Annotated in this window: 16 protein-coding genes and 1 riboswitch; of the genes, 9 read left to right on the top strand and 7 right to left on the bottom strand. The window is 58.1% G+C overall.

The window, feature by feature from the left end:
* Positions 1 to 4 precede the first annotated feature (4 nt).
* The 6 genes from AC2FLG_RS17765 to cysQ form a co-directional block, all read right to left on the bottom strand.
* Complete coding sequence (locus AC2FLG_RS17765) at positions 5 to 1,705, bottom strand: DUF5927 domain-containing protein (protein WP_496690220.1); 1,701 nt, start codon at positions 1,703 to 1,705, stop codon at positions 5 to 7.
* A complete protein-coding gene (locus AC2FLG_RS17760) occupies positions 1,702 to 2,688 on the bottom strand; it encodes a glycosyltransferase family 2 protein (protein WP_496692617.1) in 987 nt (328 codons plus the stop codon). The genes AC2FLG_RS17765 and AC2FLG_RS17760 overlap by 4 nt, the downstream gene beginning before the upstream one ends.
* 146 nt (positions 2,689 to 2,834) lie before the next feature.
* The gene (locus tag AC2FLG_RS17755; protein WP_496707345.1) at positions 2,835 to 3,929 is read right to left on the bottom strand and encodes a glycosyltransferase family 2 protein; all 1,095 of its coding nucleotides are present in this window, start codon (positions 3,927 to 3,929) and stop codon (positions 2,835 to 2,837) included.
* Positions 3,889 to 4,872 carry a UDP-glucose 4-epimerase GalE gene (gene galE / locus AC2FLG_RS17750; protein ID WP_496707343.1) on the bottom strand — a complete coding sequence of 328 codons (984 nt, stop codon included), beginning with the start codon at positions 4,870 to 4,872 and terminating at the stop codon, positions 3,889 to 3,891. Before galE ends, AC2FLG_RS17755 begins: the two co-directional genes overlap by 41 nt.
* Before the next feature lie 48 nt (positions 4,873 to 4,920).
* Positions 4,921 to 5,721 carry a 3-deoxy-manno-octulosonate cytidylyltransferase family protein gene (locus tag AC2FLG_RS17745; protein ID WP_496692620.1) on the bottom strand — a complete coding sequence of 267 codons (801 nt, stop codon included), beginning with the start codon at positions 5,719 to 5,721 and terminating at the stop codon, positions 4,921 to 4,923.
* Positions 5,721 to 6,518 (bottom strand): 3'(2'),5'-bisphosphate nucleotidase CysQ, encoded by a 798-nt coding sequence (gene cysQ / locus AC2FLG_RS17740; RefSeq protein ID WP_496702870.1) that lies wholly within the window; start codon positions 6,516 to 6,518, stop codon positions 5,721 to 5,723. The genes AC2FLG_RS17745 and cysQ overlap by 1 nt, the downstream gene beginning before the upstream one ends.
* A gap of 122 nt (positions 6,519 to 6,640) precedes the next feature.
* Between cysQ and AC2FLG_RS17735 the strand changes: the two genes are divergently transcribed.
* Complete coding sequence (locus AC2FLG_RS17735; protein ID WP_496707342.1) at positions 6,641 to 7,462, top strand: ABC transporter permease; 822 nt, start codon at positions 6,641 to 6,643, stop codon at positions 7,460 to 7,462.
* Here AC2FLG_RS17735 and AC2FLG_RS17730 read toward each other — a convergent pair.
* Positions 7,459 to 8,061 (bottom strand): alpha-ketoglutarate-dependent dioxygenase AlkB family protein, encoded by a 603-nt coding sequence (locus tag AC2FLG_RS17730; protein WP_142637351.1) that lies wholly within the window; start codon positions 8,059 to 8,061, stop codon positions 7,459 to 7,461. The two genes, AC2FLG_RS17735 and AC2FLG_RS17730, sit on opposite strands and share 4 nt — an antisense overlap.
* A 211-nt stretch (positions 8,062 to 8,272) precedes the next feature.
* On the opposite strand from AC2FLG_RS17730, the gene dnaK reads away from it, so the two are divergent.
* From dnaK to AC2FLG_RS17690, 8 genes are all read left to right on the top strand, one after another.
* The gene (gene dnaK, locus AC2FLG_RS17725; protein WP_281973405.1) at positions 8,273 to 10,180 is read left to right on the top strand and encodes a molecular chaperone DnaK; all 1,908 of its coding nucleotides are present in this window, start codon (positions 8,273 to 8,275) and stop codon (positions 10,178 to 10,180) included.
* Between the two features lie 74 nt (positions 10,181 to 10,254).
* A complete protein-coding gene (gene dnaJ, locus AC2FLG_RS17720; protein ID WP_142637347.1) occupies positions 10,255 to 11,403 on the top strand; it encodes a molecular chaperone DnaJ in 1,149 nt (382 codons plus the stop codon).
* Between the two features lie 165 nt (positions 11,404 to 11,568).
* Positions 11,569 to 11,675: riboswitch (TPP riboswitch) on the top strand.
* A 47-nt stretch (positions 11,676 to 11,722) separates the two neighbouring features.
* Positions 11,723 to 12,526, top strand: coding sequence for a bifunctional hydroxymethylpyrimidine kinase/phosphomethylpyrimidine kinase (gene thiD, locus AC2FLG_RS17715; RefSeq protein ID WP_281973406.1), 804 nt, complete (start codon positions 11,723 to 11,725; stop codon positions 12,524 to 12,526).
* Entirely contained in the window at positions 12,523 to 13,500 is a 978-nt protein-coding gene (locus tag AC2FLG_RS17710; RefSeq protein WP_496707404.1) for an FAD-dependent oxidoreductase, read from the top strand. The genes thiD and AC2FLG_RS17710 overlap by 4 nt, the downstream gene beginning before the upstream one ends.
* Positions 13,484 to 13,678 carry a sulfur carrier protein ThiS gene (gene thiS / locus AC2FLG_RS17705; protein WP_496707339.1) on the top strand — a complete coding sequence of 65 codons (195 nt, stop codon included), beginning with the start codon at positions 13,484 to 13,486 and terminating at the stop codon, positions 13,676 to 13,678. The genes AC2FLG_RS17710 and thiS overlap by 17 nt, the downstream gene beginning before the upstream one ends.
* A 2-nt stretch (positions 13,679 to 13,680) precedes the next feature.
* Entirely contained in the window at positions 13,681 to 14,445 is a 765-nt protein-coding gene (locus tag AC2FLG_RS17700; RefSeq protein WP_496707336.1) for a thiazole synthase, read from the top strand.
* Positions 14,442 to 15,038, top strand: a complete 597-nt coding sequence (locus AC2FLG_RS17695) for a thiamine phosphate synthase (protein WP_496707334.1) — start codon at positions 14,442 to 14,444, stop codon at positions 15,036 to 15,038. The genes AC2FLG_RS17700 and AC2FLG_RS17695 overlap by 4 nt, the downstream gene beginning before the upstream one ends.
* Positions 15,035 to 16,000, top strand: coding sequence for a ThiF family adenylyltransferase (locus AC2FLG_RS17690; RefSeq protein ID WP_496707331.1), 966 nt, complete (start codon positions 15,035 to 15,037; stop codon positions 15,998 to 16,000). The genes AC2FLG_RS17695 and AC2FLG_RS17690 overlap by 4 nt, the downstream gene beginning before the upstream one ends.

Genomic DNA, 16,000 nt, shown 5'->3' with positions numbered 1-16,000 from the left:
AACGCTATTGCACCAGATATGGTTTTCGATAAGGCCTGAGTTGCCGGCCAAAAATGTCATCGGCTGGAAAATCTCCCATAAGATAAGGGTGCATACCCTGGTTCTTTAGGTTTTGTAGGAACTTCCCGAACCCGGACAGGTCGACCATCGTAGGGGCTTGGGTCAGGTGGCTGGGGTTCTGGCATCCGGTTTCTTCCAGAATGGATTGCAGAGGCTCCATCGGAGATTCCACAAACTCGGCCAGCGACCAGGTGCGCACTTTGGCCTTGGTCCAGACCGAAGTTAAAACCTCAAGCTGTTTGGTCTCGATTTGTTGCAGGCGGGCGGCTTCGTTACGGATATCCGCGAAATTTCCATTCGAACGGAACAGGGGAATGGCCCAGGCGCCTGTGACAACTGAAATCTGCGCATTTCTATCGCGCGCCAGAAACCAGTTGATGTCCTGCGTATCCGTGGGGCCAAATTGAAAGCACTGCTTTTCGCCCCGAGTATTCCAGATCAGGTTCGACAAAAACGCCGTAGGATTATAGTCCCGCAGGCTGGCACAATCGCTTAGTGCGCCGTTGACCAAAGGCGCTCCGCCGGCGAATTCCGCACGTTCGGGACCGAAGAGGTGACCGTGGACCTTTGTTCCGGTGGCTTCCGATAGCCAGGGCTCGAAATCTGCGAACAGTTCGGTAAACCCCTGGAATACCGAATAGGGGAACGACGTCAGTCCGTTCTCGCTGCCGTGGCGGGGAAAGCGGCTTTGCATATACAGGCCATCCCGGCCTCGGGTCCTGCGCTCGACCGCTTTCGAGAACAACCGGTCGATCTTGCCCGGGTTGGGTTCTGTAGGCTTCATCGCCTGTGCCTGGTTGGTCAGAAACGCCTGATAAAGCCGATTGGCCTGGGGCCAGATCTTGCGTGCTACAAAACAGTCCGACCGTCGCAATAGCTGTAGATGATCGTCATAAAAGATATGCGGGCGACCTTGATAATCAAATTTGGACAGCGTCAGGGAGCGACTTTCGATATGTGTTGAATAAAGCCGGGTTAGGGTCTGAAAATAGCTTTCGTCGGGAATCCAGACGCGCCGGAAATAGCGGTCATATGTTTTGCGTTTGGGATCTTGCAGAATGGCCGACAGCGTTTGACGGGTCAGGCACCACCATTGACTGCCCATATGCGGCACCAGACCTTCGGGTATCGACCGTCGGATCCCGATGGTCCGCTGTAGCTTTACGTAAGCGTCGAACAATTTGCGCTGTTTACGCCACGAGAACGGAAATCTCAGAGTAAATCGTTCCTGATCCAGTCCGCCGATCGTCCAGCTTACATCAGCTGTTGTCGCGCTTTCGATAAAGTCGACACGGGGCCGTTCCGCTAGATATGTGACCAGCTCATCGACGGGCCGTAGCGGCAGGCAGGCGCCCGAGGCCAGAAAGATATGGTGTACATCGGGAAAGGCCTTCAGCATCAGTTCAGCCGCTGATTGCGAGGCTGCAACAATGCCCCAACCGCCCCAGTTGCAGGTGTGGCGCTCCGAGAACCGGATCAGAGGTTCGTCCGCACAGGAGGCTACAAAGTCATCAAAAACAGTGTCCGCAACCTTGCGGTCGACATGGATCACCACCGGGCAGCCGGATGCCGCCCAATGGCGCGCGACCTGTTGCGCCCTTGGAAGCGCGGCATGCACCAGCATGATGACGCCAAGGCTGCTCATGCCCAGTTCCCTTTCGACATGAGGCCAAGAATCTCAAGCTGTCGCCAGTTTATATAAGCCTCGGACCAGTCGCACCAAAACACCGGACGGTCGTTCAGCCCTTCCGCATAGGCGCGATATTCGCCGGACCCGCGATAGTGTTGACGCCGCTCCATCTCTTCATGTGCCTTGTCGCCCAAGGTGTTGATCAGCTTGGCATGCAGCAACGCCCCGCTGGTTTTTTCGCCACCCCAATCGTCATAGACTTGGTTCAACCCGCGTGGCAGCAGCGAATGGGTCGAACTGACATAGACATACCGACGGTCCCACTTGACCAGCGGTATCTTGTTCAACGCAGGCGCCTTTTCCGGAGCTTGGCGGAAAAAGACACGGGCGCGCGGTCCACCCTGTATCCAGAGATTCCCGTATTCAGGGTTTTTGCTGATCACATAATTCCCGGCATCGAACCAACGGGCAATCTCGAAGGGGTCCTGCCCTTCACGATAGGGTTCGGCATCTACCGGGCCCTGCGGGTACATGTCGATCAGCATGGTGCCGAAACTGCGGACGGCACAGCCATCAAGCCAGTCGGTCAGGGCACGAATGGGCCGCGTGTCGCAGAACGGATAGATGAAGAACTCATCCGGATCGACCGTCAGAACCCAGTGCCCATCGGCGTATTTGCGCAGCAGATAGTTCGACCAATCAGTGCCATATGTGGCCCGCTTATAGCTGCCGTTGGACTGCCAGACCGATACGTCCGGCTGACTACTCAGAAACTTGCGGGTGCCGTCGTCGCTGTTGTTGTCCACAAACAAAAAGCGATCAACGCCAAGTTTTCGGTAATATTCCAGAAAATAGGGCAGGCGGATTTTTTCGTTTCGCACCACGCTCATCAACAGGATGTCACCGGGTTGAATGGCGTTGGTTTTGTCGGAAACCGCTTCTAATTCGCGCCGTTTGCGAACGCAACGCAACAGGCGGCGCTTGCGCCGCAATCTCATTCGGTATGAATCCAACAGGCTCACGCGACTGCCCAACCTTTGTTTATACGCGAGCATACCCGGGGCCTGAACAAGCCAGAGTGGAGCCGGGCTAATGCCATTTTATGCCACTTTACCATCTAATGAAGCAACGCATTTAAAAGTAGTTAGTCCGAAACGTTGTTTTTCCAGTCAGTTTTGCCCATCAAGCCAAGCTCACACAGTTGGCGCCATCCGATATATTCCACCGATTGTGGATCCCACATGATCGGGCGGTTAATTATGCCATCATAATAGTTGTCGAACTCTGCCGGGTCGTGAAAATGCTGCGCTCGGGTTTTCTCGATTCTTGATTTGATGACCACCTCGGGCAGGAACTTTGTGTGCAGTAGCACGCCCGAAGGGCCGTGGCTCCCCGGTCCGTCATAGGTGGCGTTCAAATCTCGGGGCAGGGCGGAATGGCAGGAGTTCACGTAAGCATAGTGCCGCGACCAGCGTACCAGCGGTATTTTGTTTAAAGTTGGTGACCGCTCGGGCCGGTCAGCAAAAAACACGCGTTCCCGTGCACCGCCCTGAACCCAGAGATTGCCCAGCGGCGATTGCCGTTTGGCGCGCAACGGGCCTGGATCAAACCAACCCAAAACTCCGGTCGGGTCGGTCCCGGGGTCATAGGGCTGTGTGCCGAGCTGATCTTTGGGGTACAGGTCCAACATCAAGGCTCCGAAAGCGTCGCGCCCCTGCGCCTCTAGCTGTTGGGTCAAATCCTGCAGCGGATGGCTGTCCCATTCGGGATAGATAAGCAACTCATCCGCATCCACCATCAAAATCCAATGGCCGTGACCAAATCGCATCTGTAGCCAGGTCAGCCAATCCAGCCCGTATCGTGAGGCGCGATAGCTGGCATCGGTTTGCCACAAGGATACATCCGGTTGATCTTTAAGATATGCGACCGAGCCATCATCGCTGCCGTTGTCCACGATCAGAAAATGATCAACGCCCAGCGACCGGTAGTGATGGAAATACCAGGGCAGGCGCGTGATTTCATTTCGCAGGGTGGTAAAGACCAGTATCGCACCCGGGCGTATCTGGTCGGTTCGGTCGACCAGTTGGGTTAACTGATGGCGGCTGCGAAAGGATCGCCACAACAGCCGCCTGCGTTTCAGGCGCAAGCGATAGCGTTGCACCCATCCGATTGGCGGCAGGGTATCGCTCACGCGGCCCTCATCTGTCGTAATGCCCGTTCTGATGCCAGCGCCAGGCATCGGCAATCATCGTCTCTAACACGGACCTATTGGGGGACCAGCCCAGTTCTTGCCCGGCCCGGTCCGAGCCCGAAACCAGCTTGGTGCAATCTCCGGCGCGGCGCGGACCGATAGTATAGGGCACCGCGCGATTGGTGACGGATTTCGACTGTTCGATCACCTCCATCACTGAAAAGCCGGACCCGGTGCCCAGATTGAAAACGCGACTGCCTTTGCCCTGTTCCAGCCAGCGCAGCCCCAGAACATGCGCGTCAACCAGATCGCAGACATGCACGTAATCGCGGATACAGGTGCCATCGGGCGTGTCATAGTCGGTTCCGAACACAGTCAGCCCGTCGCGCTTGCCGTCAATCGCATCCAACATCAGCGGAACCAGATGGGTCTCGGGGCGGTGGAATTCGCCTACCTCTCCGTCCGGATCGGCGCCAGCCACGTTGAAATAGCGAAAAATCACGTGGTTCATCCCGTGAGCGGCATGGAAATCACGCAGGATATCCTCGATCGCGCGTTTGGAGGCGCCGTAAGCGTTCAGTGGATTTTGCGGGGTGTTTTCGTCGAGGACCACCTTGTCATGTTCACCATAGGTGGCGCAGGTCGACGAAAACACGAAATCCAGACATCCAGCCGCCACGGCGGCCTCGATCAGGGTCAGCGAACCGGTGACATTGTTCGCCCAATATCTTCCGGGTTCGGACATCGCCTCACCCACCTGGCTGAGCGCGGCGAAATGCATCACGGCAGCGGGCTGATACTTGGCAAAAACCTCATCCAACCGCGCCCGGTCCAGCAGATCACCCTGTGCGAACGGGCCAAATTTGACCGCGTCCTGCCAACCGGTGATCAGGTTGTCATAGGTGACAGGTGTGTACCCGGCCAGCGCCAGCGCCTTGCAGGCATGGGATCCGATATATCCGGCACCGCCGGTTACAAGGATATGTGTCATATCAGATCCCGTTATTCCGGTTTTTCAGGGTGCGACAGCCTGCGGCACTCAGTCCAGCCCCATCGCGGCCATCATCTCTTCAAGTTTGGGAACGTCCTGCGGATTGTTTAGTTCCCAGAACTGGCGGCCTTTGGATTCGACTTCAACACACAGAACCTTACGCCCGTTTTCCATGAAACGCAGCTGTTCCAGCCCTTCCAGTTGCTCTAATGGACCGACAGGCCAGGACGGATAAGCCGCCAGCGCGTCAGGGCGGTAGGCATAGACGCCGACATGGTGAAACACCGGCGTTTCCTCCCCGCCCGCATAAGTCTGTGAAGTAAAGGGCACGACCTCTTTCGAGAAATACATCGCGCCGTGATCAGCGGCGAAAACGGCGGTTGTTCCACCGACGCGCCCGTGTTTGCGGTCATTCAGCAGGCTGTTGAGCGCATCGCCGTCGCAGCGCAGAACCGGAGTGGCCACCCCAGCCTTGGGTGCGGCACGCAGACCGGTGATCAGATCTTCGACGAACCAATGCGGGGTCAGCGGTGCATCGCCCTGCAGGTTCACCACGATGTCATAGCTTGCCCCCAGCACATCATGCGCTTCGGCGCAGCGTTCGGTGCCATTGCCACAGGTTTCCGAGGTCATCACAACCTCGGCCCCGAACCCTTCGGCCACCTCGCGAATGCGGTCGTCATCGGTGGCAACCACAACGCGGTCCACGCCCGAGACCGAACTGGCAGCGCGCCATGACCGCTCGATCAGAGTCATTGCATTGCCACTGGCCCCGGTGAGCGGCACCAGAGGTTTGCCCGGATAGCGGGTCGAGGCGTAGCGGGCGGGAATGGCGATCAGAACGGACATCAGGCCTCCTTCAGGTCTACACCCGGAGCGTAGGCGATAAAGAACGGGTTTGCATAGCCGTCCTTGCCATAGGTCAGCGGCGCATGATTGTCGAACCGGACAACTTTGCCGCCCGCACCTGTCAGCACGGCGTGACCTGCTGCGGTATCCCATTCCATCGTGCGGCCAACGCGGGGATAGATATCTGCCTCGCCCGTCGCAATCAGGCAGAATTTCAGCGACGAGCCCGCGCTTTTGCTGTCCTGCACTTGATATTTGTTGATGTAATCGTCGGTCGCCTGGTCACGATGTGACTTCGAGGCCACGACCAAAAGCGCGGAATTGTCTGGATCAGAGACCGAAATCGGAGCCACGGCGCCGGGTTGATCCTTGTCCAGCGCGCCGGTTTCCTCGACCGATTGCCCGTCGGCCAAAGTATAGAACATCCGGCCGCGGGCTGGCGCATAAACCACGCCACGCGTTGGGGTGCCGTTTTCGACCAGCGCGATATTAACGGTGAAATCGCCGCGCCGGTTGATGAACTCTTTGGTGCCATCCAGCGGATCAACGATCAGGAACGTATCGCCTTTTTCAGAATGCGAGGCGGCCTGTTCCTCAGTCACCAGCAGGATATCGGGGAACGCTACGCGCAGACCGGCCGAGATCAGCGCATCGGCGGCCTCATCTGCTTCGGTCACGGGGCTGGCATCGGATTTGACCTTCACGTCAAACTCATCCGAGTTATAGATGTCCATGATCGTATCGCCCGCTTCCAGGGCCAGACGTCGGATGACGGGGATGAGGGCATCATAGGTCACAAAAAAGCTCCGTTCCTGTGATTTGTTGATTGAATAACCTGACGGCCTTATGCTGTGCTGGTTACGGAACGGCAAGAATTTCGTGCCAGATTGCAGGCAATAATACAGGAAAGACGCTTCGGGTGTTTTATTACAAGCGAAACCGGTCGCTTATAGGCGGTGCGTTTACGACGGCGGAACTGGTGTTTCACGCCGTGGTCCGGAATGTCCGATCTCAACACAGCAATGCTGTGCTTTCGGTGCTTATCAATATTTTCCAGGTTCTGGTGCTGGTGAGTGTGTTTTACGTGATCATGTCCCTTCTTGGCGCGCGCGTTGCCAAAATCCGGGGTGAGTTCATTCTGTATCTGCTGTCTGGGGTTTTCCTGTTTCTGACGCACATTAAAGCCGTCGGTTCGGTTTCCGGAGTGGACACGGGTAATAACCCGATGATGCTGCATTCGCCGATGAACATGATGGTCGTGCTTATGGCTACCGCTTTCGGGTCGCTGTATACTCAGGTTTTGACAATCGTCATCATCCTGTTTGTCTACAGCGTATCGGTTGCTCCGCTGGAGATTCAGGAGCCCGGTGGCGCCTTTGCCATGCTGATGCTGGCCTGGTTCACGGGCTGTGCGGTCGGCGTGGTGTTCATGGCGATCAAGCCCTGGTTTCCGACCACTGCCACGATCATGAGCACGATTTACCGGCGCCTGAATATGGTGTTCTCGGGAAAAATGTTCGTCGGCAATGCGCTGGGCGGGTTCATGTTGACCATGTTCGCCTGGAATCCGTTGTTTCACATTATCGACCAGTGTCGGGGTTTCGTTTTTCGAAATTACTATCCGCGCAATACCAACTGGGAATATCCTGTCTGGGTCGGGTTGGCTCTGTTGTTGATCGGCTTGCTTGGAATTTTCTTTACCCGCCAGCATGTGTCGCAAAGCTGGAGCGCACGCCGTTAACCCGCCACGCGCAAGGTCAGGTTGATCCGCCCGCCTTTTGGCAACAGTTTTGAAGACCCGAAACGAATGCGATCTACCCCGTGATAGGTTAGGCGCGCGGGTCCGCCCATCACAACAACATCGCCCGAGCCAAGCCAGATCGATTCCGTTTTGCCCCCTCGGGTCGTGTTGCCAATGCGGAACAACGCGTCGTCACCTAATGAGATCGAAAGGACCGGCCAGGAAAAATCGGCCTCGTCCTTATCCTGATGCAGGCCCATTCGCGCCCCTTCGCCATAGTAGTTGACCAAGCAACAGTCGGGGTCACGTTCGGGGCTGGCAAGATCGCGCCAGATATCCAGAATGCAGTCTGGAATGGCGGGCCATTCCATACCCTTTGGATGGTGCGGCTGGTACCTGTACCCGTTCTTGTCAGTGACCCAACCCAGCGCCCCGGCCGAGGTCATGCGAACAGACATTTCCTTGCCCGAAGGGGTGGTCGGGCGGAACAAAGGTGCTGATTTCAGAATCGGACGCAACAGCGTGATCAGCTGTGCCTGGGCAGCTCCGTCAAGGTAAGCTTTCCTGATTTCAAAACCGCGTAAAAGCAGCCGCGCCATTCCAGATTCCTCAATCCTTGCCAAAACCTTGCTAAAAAGGCTGCAGATTCCTGAAAACCTGCATTTGTGAATGCTTGCAGGCCCCTGTTCCCGTCCTTATATACGCCGGGACGCGCGATGGTGTAGGACCATTGCGCAAATCAGATCGGGGCCAGATGCCATAACGGGTCGGGCCTCGGGACATCGCCTTGAAGAGAAAGGGATTGAACATATGGGAAAAGTAATCGGGATTGACCTCGGCACCACCAACTCGTGCGTTGCCATCATGGACGGCTCGCAGCCGAAGGTCATCGAAAACGCCGAAGGGGCGCGGACCACGCCCTCGATCGTCGCCTTCACCGAAGATGAGCGACTGGTCGGTCAGCCTGCGAAACGCCAGGCGGTCACCAACCCTGACAACACGGTTTTTGGCGTCAAACGCCTGATCGGTCGTCGTGTGGATGATGCCGAAGTCGAAAAAGACAAGAAAATGGTACCATACGCCATCGTTGATGGCGGCAATGGCGACGCGTGGGTCGAAGCCCGCGGTGAAAAGTACTCCCCAAGCCAGATTTCGGCCTTCACTCTGGGCAAGATGAAGGAAACCGCTGAAAGCTACTTGGGTGAGGAAGTCACACAAGCCGTTATCACCGTTCCGGCCTATTTCAACGACGCACAGCGTCAGGCGACCAAAGATGCCGGTAAAATCGCCGGCCTGGAAGTGTTGCGGATCATCAACGAGCCGACAGCTGCCGCTCTGGCCTATGGTCTGGACAAGGAAGAAACCCAAACCATCGCGGTTTATGACCTTGGTGGCGGTACCTTCGACGTAACCATTCTGGAAATCGACGACGGGTTGTTCGAGGTTAAATCGACCAATGGCGACACCTTCCTGGGTGGTGAAGACTTTGACATGCGCATCGTCAACTACCTGGCGGATGAGTTCAAAAAGGAACACGGTGTCGATCTGTCCCAGGACAAGATGGCGCTGCAGCGTCTGAAAGAAGCTGCGGAAAAAGCCAAGATCGAACTGTCCTCGACCTCACAAACCGAGATCAACCAGCCGTTCATCTCGATGGGCGCCAACGGCCAGCCGCTGCACATGGTCATGAAACTGACCCGTGCCAAGCTGGAATCGCTGGTTGGTGATCTGATCAAGAAGTCGATGAAGCCCTGCGCGGCTGCTCTGAAAGATGCTGGCCTGTCGGCTGGCGATGTAGATGAGGTTGTTCTGGTCGGTGGTATGACCCGGATGCCGAAAGTGATCGAAGAGGTCACTAAATTCTTCGGCAAAGAGCCGCACAAAGGTGTGAACCCGGACGAAGTGGTTGCCATGGGCGCCGCCATTCAGGCCGGTGTTCTGCAGGGTGACGTCAAAGACGTTGTTCTGCTGGACGTGACACCGCTGTCGCTGGGTATCGAAACGCTGGGTGGCGTGTTCACCCGACTGATCGACCGCAACACCACGATCCCGACGAAAAAGTCTCAGGTCTTCTCGACCGCCGAAGACAACCAGAACGCCGTGACCATTCGCTGTTTCCAAGGGGAACGTGAAATGGCTGCGGACAACAAGATCCTGGGTCAGTTCAACCTCGAAGATATCCCGCCAGCACCGCGCGGCATGCCGCAGATCGAGGTGACTTTTGACATTGACGCCAACGGCATCGTCTCGGTTTCGGCCAAGGACAAAGGCACTGGCAAAGAGCAGAAGATCACCATCCAGGCATCGGGCGGCCTGTCCGACGAGGACATCGAAAAGATGGTCAAGGACGCCGAAGAGAACGCGGAGGCCGACAAGGAACGCCGCGAGCTGGTCGACGCAAAGAACCAGGCGGAAAGCCTGATCCACTCGACAGAAAAGTCGATGGAAGAACATGCCGACAAGGTTGATCCAACAACCATCGAAGCCATCGAGCTGGCGATTGCCGCGCTGAAAGACGAGCTGGAAACCGAGAATGCCGACAAGATCAAGTCGGGCATCCAGAACGTTACCGAAGCGGCCATGAAGCTGGGCGAAGCCATCTACAAAGCGCAAGCTGAAGACGGCGAAGATGAACCTGCCGCTGCGGATGCTGCACCGGGCGAGGATGACATCGTCGATGCCGAGTTCGAAGATCTGGACAACGACAAGCGTAGCTAACGGGTAACCGGGCCAATTCGGGCCGGTCCGGTCACCGGGCCGGCCCGATTACGTTGAGGCAGAAGGAAATACTGATGTCAAAACGCGACTATTACGATGTGCTCGGCGTATCCAAGGGTGCATCAGCGGACGAGATCAAGAAAGGCTTTCGCAAGAAGGCCAAAGAATTACATCCCGACCGCAACAAGGACAATCCGGAGTCAGAGGCACAGTTCAAAGAAGCGAACGAGGCCTATGACGTCCTGAAAGATGCTGAACGCAAGGCGGCTTATGACAGGTTCGGTCATGCTGCATTCGAAAATGGCATGGGCGGCGGTGGCCGACCTGGCGCTGGCTTTGGTCAGGGCGACTTTTCCAGTGCATTTTCGGATGTGTTCGACGACCTGTTCGGCGATTTCATGGGCGGCCAACGGGGCGGGGGCGGTGGACGTCGTGCCGCACGCGGTTCGGATCTGCGCTATAACCTGCGCGTCTCGCTGGAAGAGGCGTATTCAGGTCAGCAGAAAACCATCAATGTCCCGGCAGCGGTTGCCTGTTCGTCCTGCGACGGATCTGGGGCTGAAGGCGGTGTTGAGCCCACAACCTGTCCGACCTGTTCGGGTATGGGCAAGGTGCGTGCGCAACAAGGCTTTTTCACAGTAGAACGCAGCTGTCCGACCTGTTCGGGCCTGGGTCAAATCGTCAAGAACCCCTGCAAATCCTGTCAGGGTGCGGGCCGTGTTGAAAAAGAACGCGCTTTGTCCGTTAACATTCCAGCCGGTGTCGAAACCGGCACGCGCATTCGTCTGGCCGGTGAAGGCGAGGCTGGAATGCGCGGTGGCCCTCCGGGTGATCTATACATCTTTGTAGAGGTCTCAGATCACAGGCTGTTCGAGCGTGACAGCGTGAACCTCTATTGCCGCGTGCCGGTCAGCATGGCCAAAGCCGCGCTTGGTGGTTCGATCGAAGTTCCGACCATCGACGGTGGCCGCGGGCGTGTGCAGATTCCAGCGGGCAGCCAATCGGGTCGCCAGATGCGCCTGCGCGGCAAGGGCATGCCAGCCCTGCGCGGCGGCGGTGTTGGAGATATGTTCATTGAGCTGGCCGTGGAAACTCCGGTAAACCTCACCAGCCGCCAGAAAGAGCTGCTGCGCGAGTTCGACGACCTGGGTGAAGATAATCACCCGGAATCCAACAGCTTTTTCTCCTCCGTCAAATCCTTCTGGGACGGGATGAAGGGCTGAAGTCTTTTCCCAAAAAGGGGGCGCTGCCCCCCGCGACTCCCCCGAGGTATTTAGGGCCAGATGAAGCAGGTGATCCGCATTTCATCTGGCCAAAAATACCTCGGAGCGCGAGGCAGAGCCTCGTAATTCTTCGCTTGATTATTGTCGCCGCGCCTGAAATGGTCCGCGCAACCGTTGGGGTGCCTTGTTCGCAAGGCTGAGAGGTGCTGCTGCATCAACCCATCGAACCTGATCCGGGCAATACCGGCGGAGGGAACGGTCTTATGAATACAGACGTTTTCCATCCTCCGTTGTTGCCCCTAGAAGATGGAGCAACGACATGGCAGCTATTGCCCTGACCATTGCAGGGTCCGACAGCGGAGGCGGGGCCGGAATTCAGGCGGACCTCAAGGCGATGTCTGCGCTGGGCGTTTATGGGGCCAGCGTTATTACGGCGGTGACTGCGCAAAACACCCTGGCCGTGACAGCCGTTCATGGCATTCCTCTGAGTGTGATCCGCGCGCAAATCGACGCCGTGCTGAACGATCTGGATGTCGGGGCGATCAAGATCGGCATGCTGGCAACACCCGAGATTATCGAGACCGTTGCAGATGCCCTGTCGGGCTATGCCGGGCCCATAGTTTTGGACCCTGTCATGATAGCGAAATCCGGGGATGCACTGCTGGCGGGTGACGCAATCCGGACCCTTATGGACCTTCTGATACCACGCGCGACTGTTCTGACGCCCAATTTGCCCGAGGCTGCGCGCCTGCTTGGACAGTCCGAAGCGCAGTCTCCGGATGAAATGGTGGTTCAGGGACAGGCCATTTGCGCAAAGGGGGCCGCGTCTGTTTTGATGAAAGGCGGGCATGGTCAGGGCGAGATATGTCATGATCTGTTGGTCGACGGTTCGGGATTGGTGGATGAATTCACAGCGCAGCGCCGGAACACAAAGAACACCCACGGGACTGGGTGTACATTGTCCTCGTCAATTTCCGCCGGGTTGGCCAAAGGTCTGAGCTTGCGGGATTCCGTGGCAGAGGCACATGCTTATTTGCAAGGCGCTATCGCCCAGGCTGATGGGCTGTGCGTGGGTCAGGGCCATGGTCCGGTGCATCATTTCCATCGGGTCTGGCCAGCGTGACGATCTGGTCTGTCATAGGGGCAGGCGTGGCCGGTTTGGCTGTTGCGTCCGAATTGGCCCATCGCGGCGCACGGGTGCAAGTCTTTGACCCCGCCGGCCTGCCGGGTCCGCATGGCTGTTCTTGGTGGGCCGGGGGAATGCTGGCCCCGTGGTGCGAGTTCGAAAATGCCGAAGAGCCGGTCTTGCGCCTGGGGCAGGGTGCTTTTGACTGGTGGGCGACCCGGACCAAGGTTCATCAGCGCGGTACTTTGGTCGTTTGCGGTGCGCGCGACTTGCCGGATTTGCGTCGGTTTGGTCGTCGAACGCAGGGGTATCATGAGGTAGATCAGCGGGAACTAGCCGCATTAGAGCCTGATCTACATGGTTTCGGCAACGGTCTGTATTTCAAGGGCGAAGCCCATATAGACCCACGCATGGCGCTAAAGGATGTCTTCGACAATCTTATCGCGCGGGGCGTTGCCTTTCATCGCGAACCCGCCCCTGCTGGGTTGGAAAACGCGATTGACTGCCGTGGTCTTCAGGCGCGGGACGCCTTGTCTGATCTTCGGGGCGTAAAGGGTGAGATGCTGGTGATCCGCTGCCCTGATGTGACGCTGACCCGGCCCGTGCGCCTGTTGCATCCCCGGATGCCGCTTTACATCGTGCCGCGTGGCGATGGCATCTACATGCTGGGCGCGACGATGATTGAATCCGAGGATAAAACCCGCATCACCGCGCGCTCGATGTTGGAACTGCTCAGCGCGGCCTATGCGTTGAACCCCGCTTTTGGCGAGGCCGAGGTGCTAGAGATCGGCGTCGATCTGCGCCCGGCTTTTCCCGACAATCTGCCTCGGATCCGGCGTCGGGGCAGGACGATTTACGCGAACGGGCTGTACCGCCACGGGTACCTGCTGGCACCGGCGCTGGCCCAGGGCGTTGCCGATCTGGCGCTTGAACACAAACATTCGGAGATGGTCGATGAAGATCGTGCTTAATGGCGAGCCGCGCGAGGTGCGGGCCGAGACCTTATCGGAATTGCTGATGGAATGCGGCTACTCGGGCCGTGTCGCCACTGCGGTGAACGAAGATTTCGTGCCCTCGGGGCTGCGTGTTGCCCATGCTTTGGCAGAAGGGGATCGGATCGAAATCGTCGCGCCGATGCAGGGGGGCTGAGGATGAAATCCTTTTACGGAACCACATTGGCCAACCCGCTGATGCTGGGCACGGCGCAATATCCCAGCCCGGCTATTCTGGAGCAGGCCTTTCGCGAAAGCGGGGCGGGTGTTGCCACTGTCTCGCTCAGACGTGAATCCGGTGCAGGGCAGACATTCTGGCAGATGATCCGCGATCTGGGCGTATCGGTCCTGCCAAACACCGCCGGATGCCACACGGTCAAAGAGGCAGTGACCACCGCCCATATGGCGTGTGAGGTCTTTGATACCAAGTGGATCAAGCTGGAACTGATCGGCCATACCGACAGCCTGCAGCCGGATGTGTTCCAGCTGGTCGAAGCCGCGCGCATTCTGACCAGCGACGGGTTTCAGGTCTTTCCCTATACGACCGACGATCTGATTGTTGGCGAACGGCTGCTTGCCGCCGGGTGTGAGGTGCTGATGCCATGGGGCGCGCCGATTGGGTCAGGGCGGGGGCTGAACAATGAATATGCCCTGCGGGCGATGCGGGCAGAATTCCCGGATGTGCCCTTGGTGATTGACGCGGGTATCGGTCTGCCCAGCCACGCGGCCCACGCGATGGAGCTGGGCTATGACGCCGTTCTTCTGAACACCGCCGTGGCCCGTGCCGGAGACCCCGCGTTGATGGCCCGCGCAATGGCCCGCGCGATCGAGGCCGGGCAACTGGCCCATCAGGCCGACCCGATCGAGGCGCGCGATATGGCGGAACCTTCGACTCCGGTTATTGGAAAGGCATTTCTGTCATGACACTCGACCGGTTTTATCCGATCTTCGATCATTCGGACTGGCTGCGCCGGATGCTGCCGCTGGGTGTGAAACTGGTGCAGCTGCGGGTCAAGGACCAGCCCATGGATGTGGTGCGTGACCAGATTGCCAAGTCGCGTGACCTGTGCCGCGCAAATGGGACAGTTCTGGTGGTCAATGACTATTGGCAGGCGGCCATCGATGCCGGCTGTGACTGGGTGCATTTGGGGCAAGAGGATCTGGATGAGGCCGATTTGATTGCCATCCGCAAGGCGGGTTTGAAACTGGGCGTGTCCACCCATGATGATGATGAGTTAGAGCGCGTGCTGGCCATGGACCCCGACTATGTGGCGCTTGGCCCGGTCTATCCCACCATCCTGAAAAAGATGAAATGGCAGCAGCAGGGTCTGCCCCGCGTAACAGAATGGAAAGCGCGTGTTGGAGATACGCCGCTGGTTGGCATTGGCGGGATGAGCGTCGAACGTGCGCCGGGTGTCTTGCAGGCGGGTGCGGATATCGTCTCGGTTGTGACCGATATCACCCTGAACGCGGACCCCGAGGCGCGCTTGCGCCAGTGGATCGAGGTCACCAGATGAGCCGATATGCCCGTCAGACGCTGTTGCCAGAGGTTGGGGCAAAAGGGCAGGGCCGACTGTCCTCGGCGCGTGTCTTGGTGGTAGGGGCAGGCGGGTTGGCTGCCCCGGCCCTGCCATTGCTGGCCGGGGCAGGGGTCGGGCAGATCACGATCCTGGATCGGGATCAGGTTGAGCTGTCCAACCTGCATCGGCAGACCTTGTTTTCTGAGACGGATTGCGGACACCCCAAGGCCGAGCGTGCGGCGGTGCGGTGCAAGGCGATCAATGGGGACATAGACGTCAGCGGCAAAAAACAGGCTCTAACAGGCGAAAATGCCAGTAACTCGGTCGCTCAGGCGGATGTGATCCTGGATTGTGCAGACAGCTATGCGGCCAGCTATATCCTCTCGGACACTTGCTTGGCGCAGGGCAAGCCGCTGATCAGCGCCTCGGTGCTTGGGCTGTCGGGCTATGTCGGAGGTTTCTGCGGCGGCGCGCCGTCTTTGCGGGCGCTGTTCCCGGATGCGCCGGACAGCGGGGCCAGCTGCGCCACCGCTGGTGTTCTGGGTTCGGTCGTCGGGACGGTCGGCGCGATGCAGGCACAGATGGCGTTGAACCTGATCCTTGGACTGACGCCCTCGGTGCTGGGTCAGATGGTTCAATACGATGGTCGGACACTCCGTAGCACGGCCTTCCGCTTTGACGATGCGCCCGAGCCGAACAGCTGTTTCCGGTTTCTCTCGGCCGGGCAACTGACGACAGATGACCAGATCATCGAGCTGCGCAGCCCCGAGGAATCCCCGCGCCCGGTACATCCTGATGCGCAACGGATATCGCCGGATGATCTGAATCAGATAGATCCTAATAAGGGCAAAAGGTTGGCATTGTGCTGTGCTACCGGATTGCGCGCCTGGCGCGCTGCCGAACGAATTCAACCGAATTGGCCGGGCGAGATTGTTCTTGTCGCGGCTTCAACCTCGTGA

The organism is Ruegeria sp. CDSA193 (assembly GCF_059611885.1).
Note: the sequence above shows the minus strand (reverse complement) of the source record. Positions and strands in the feature narration are given on the sequence as shown.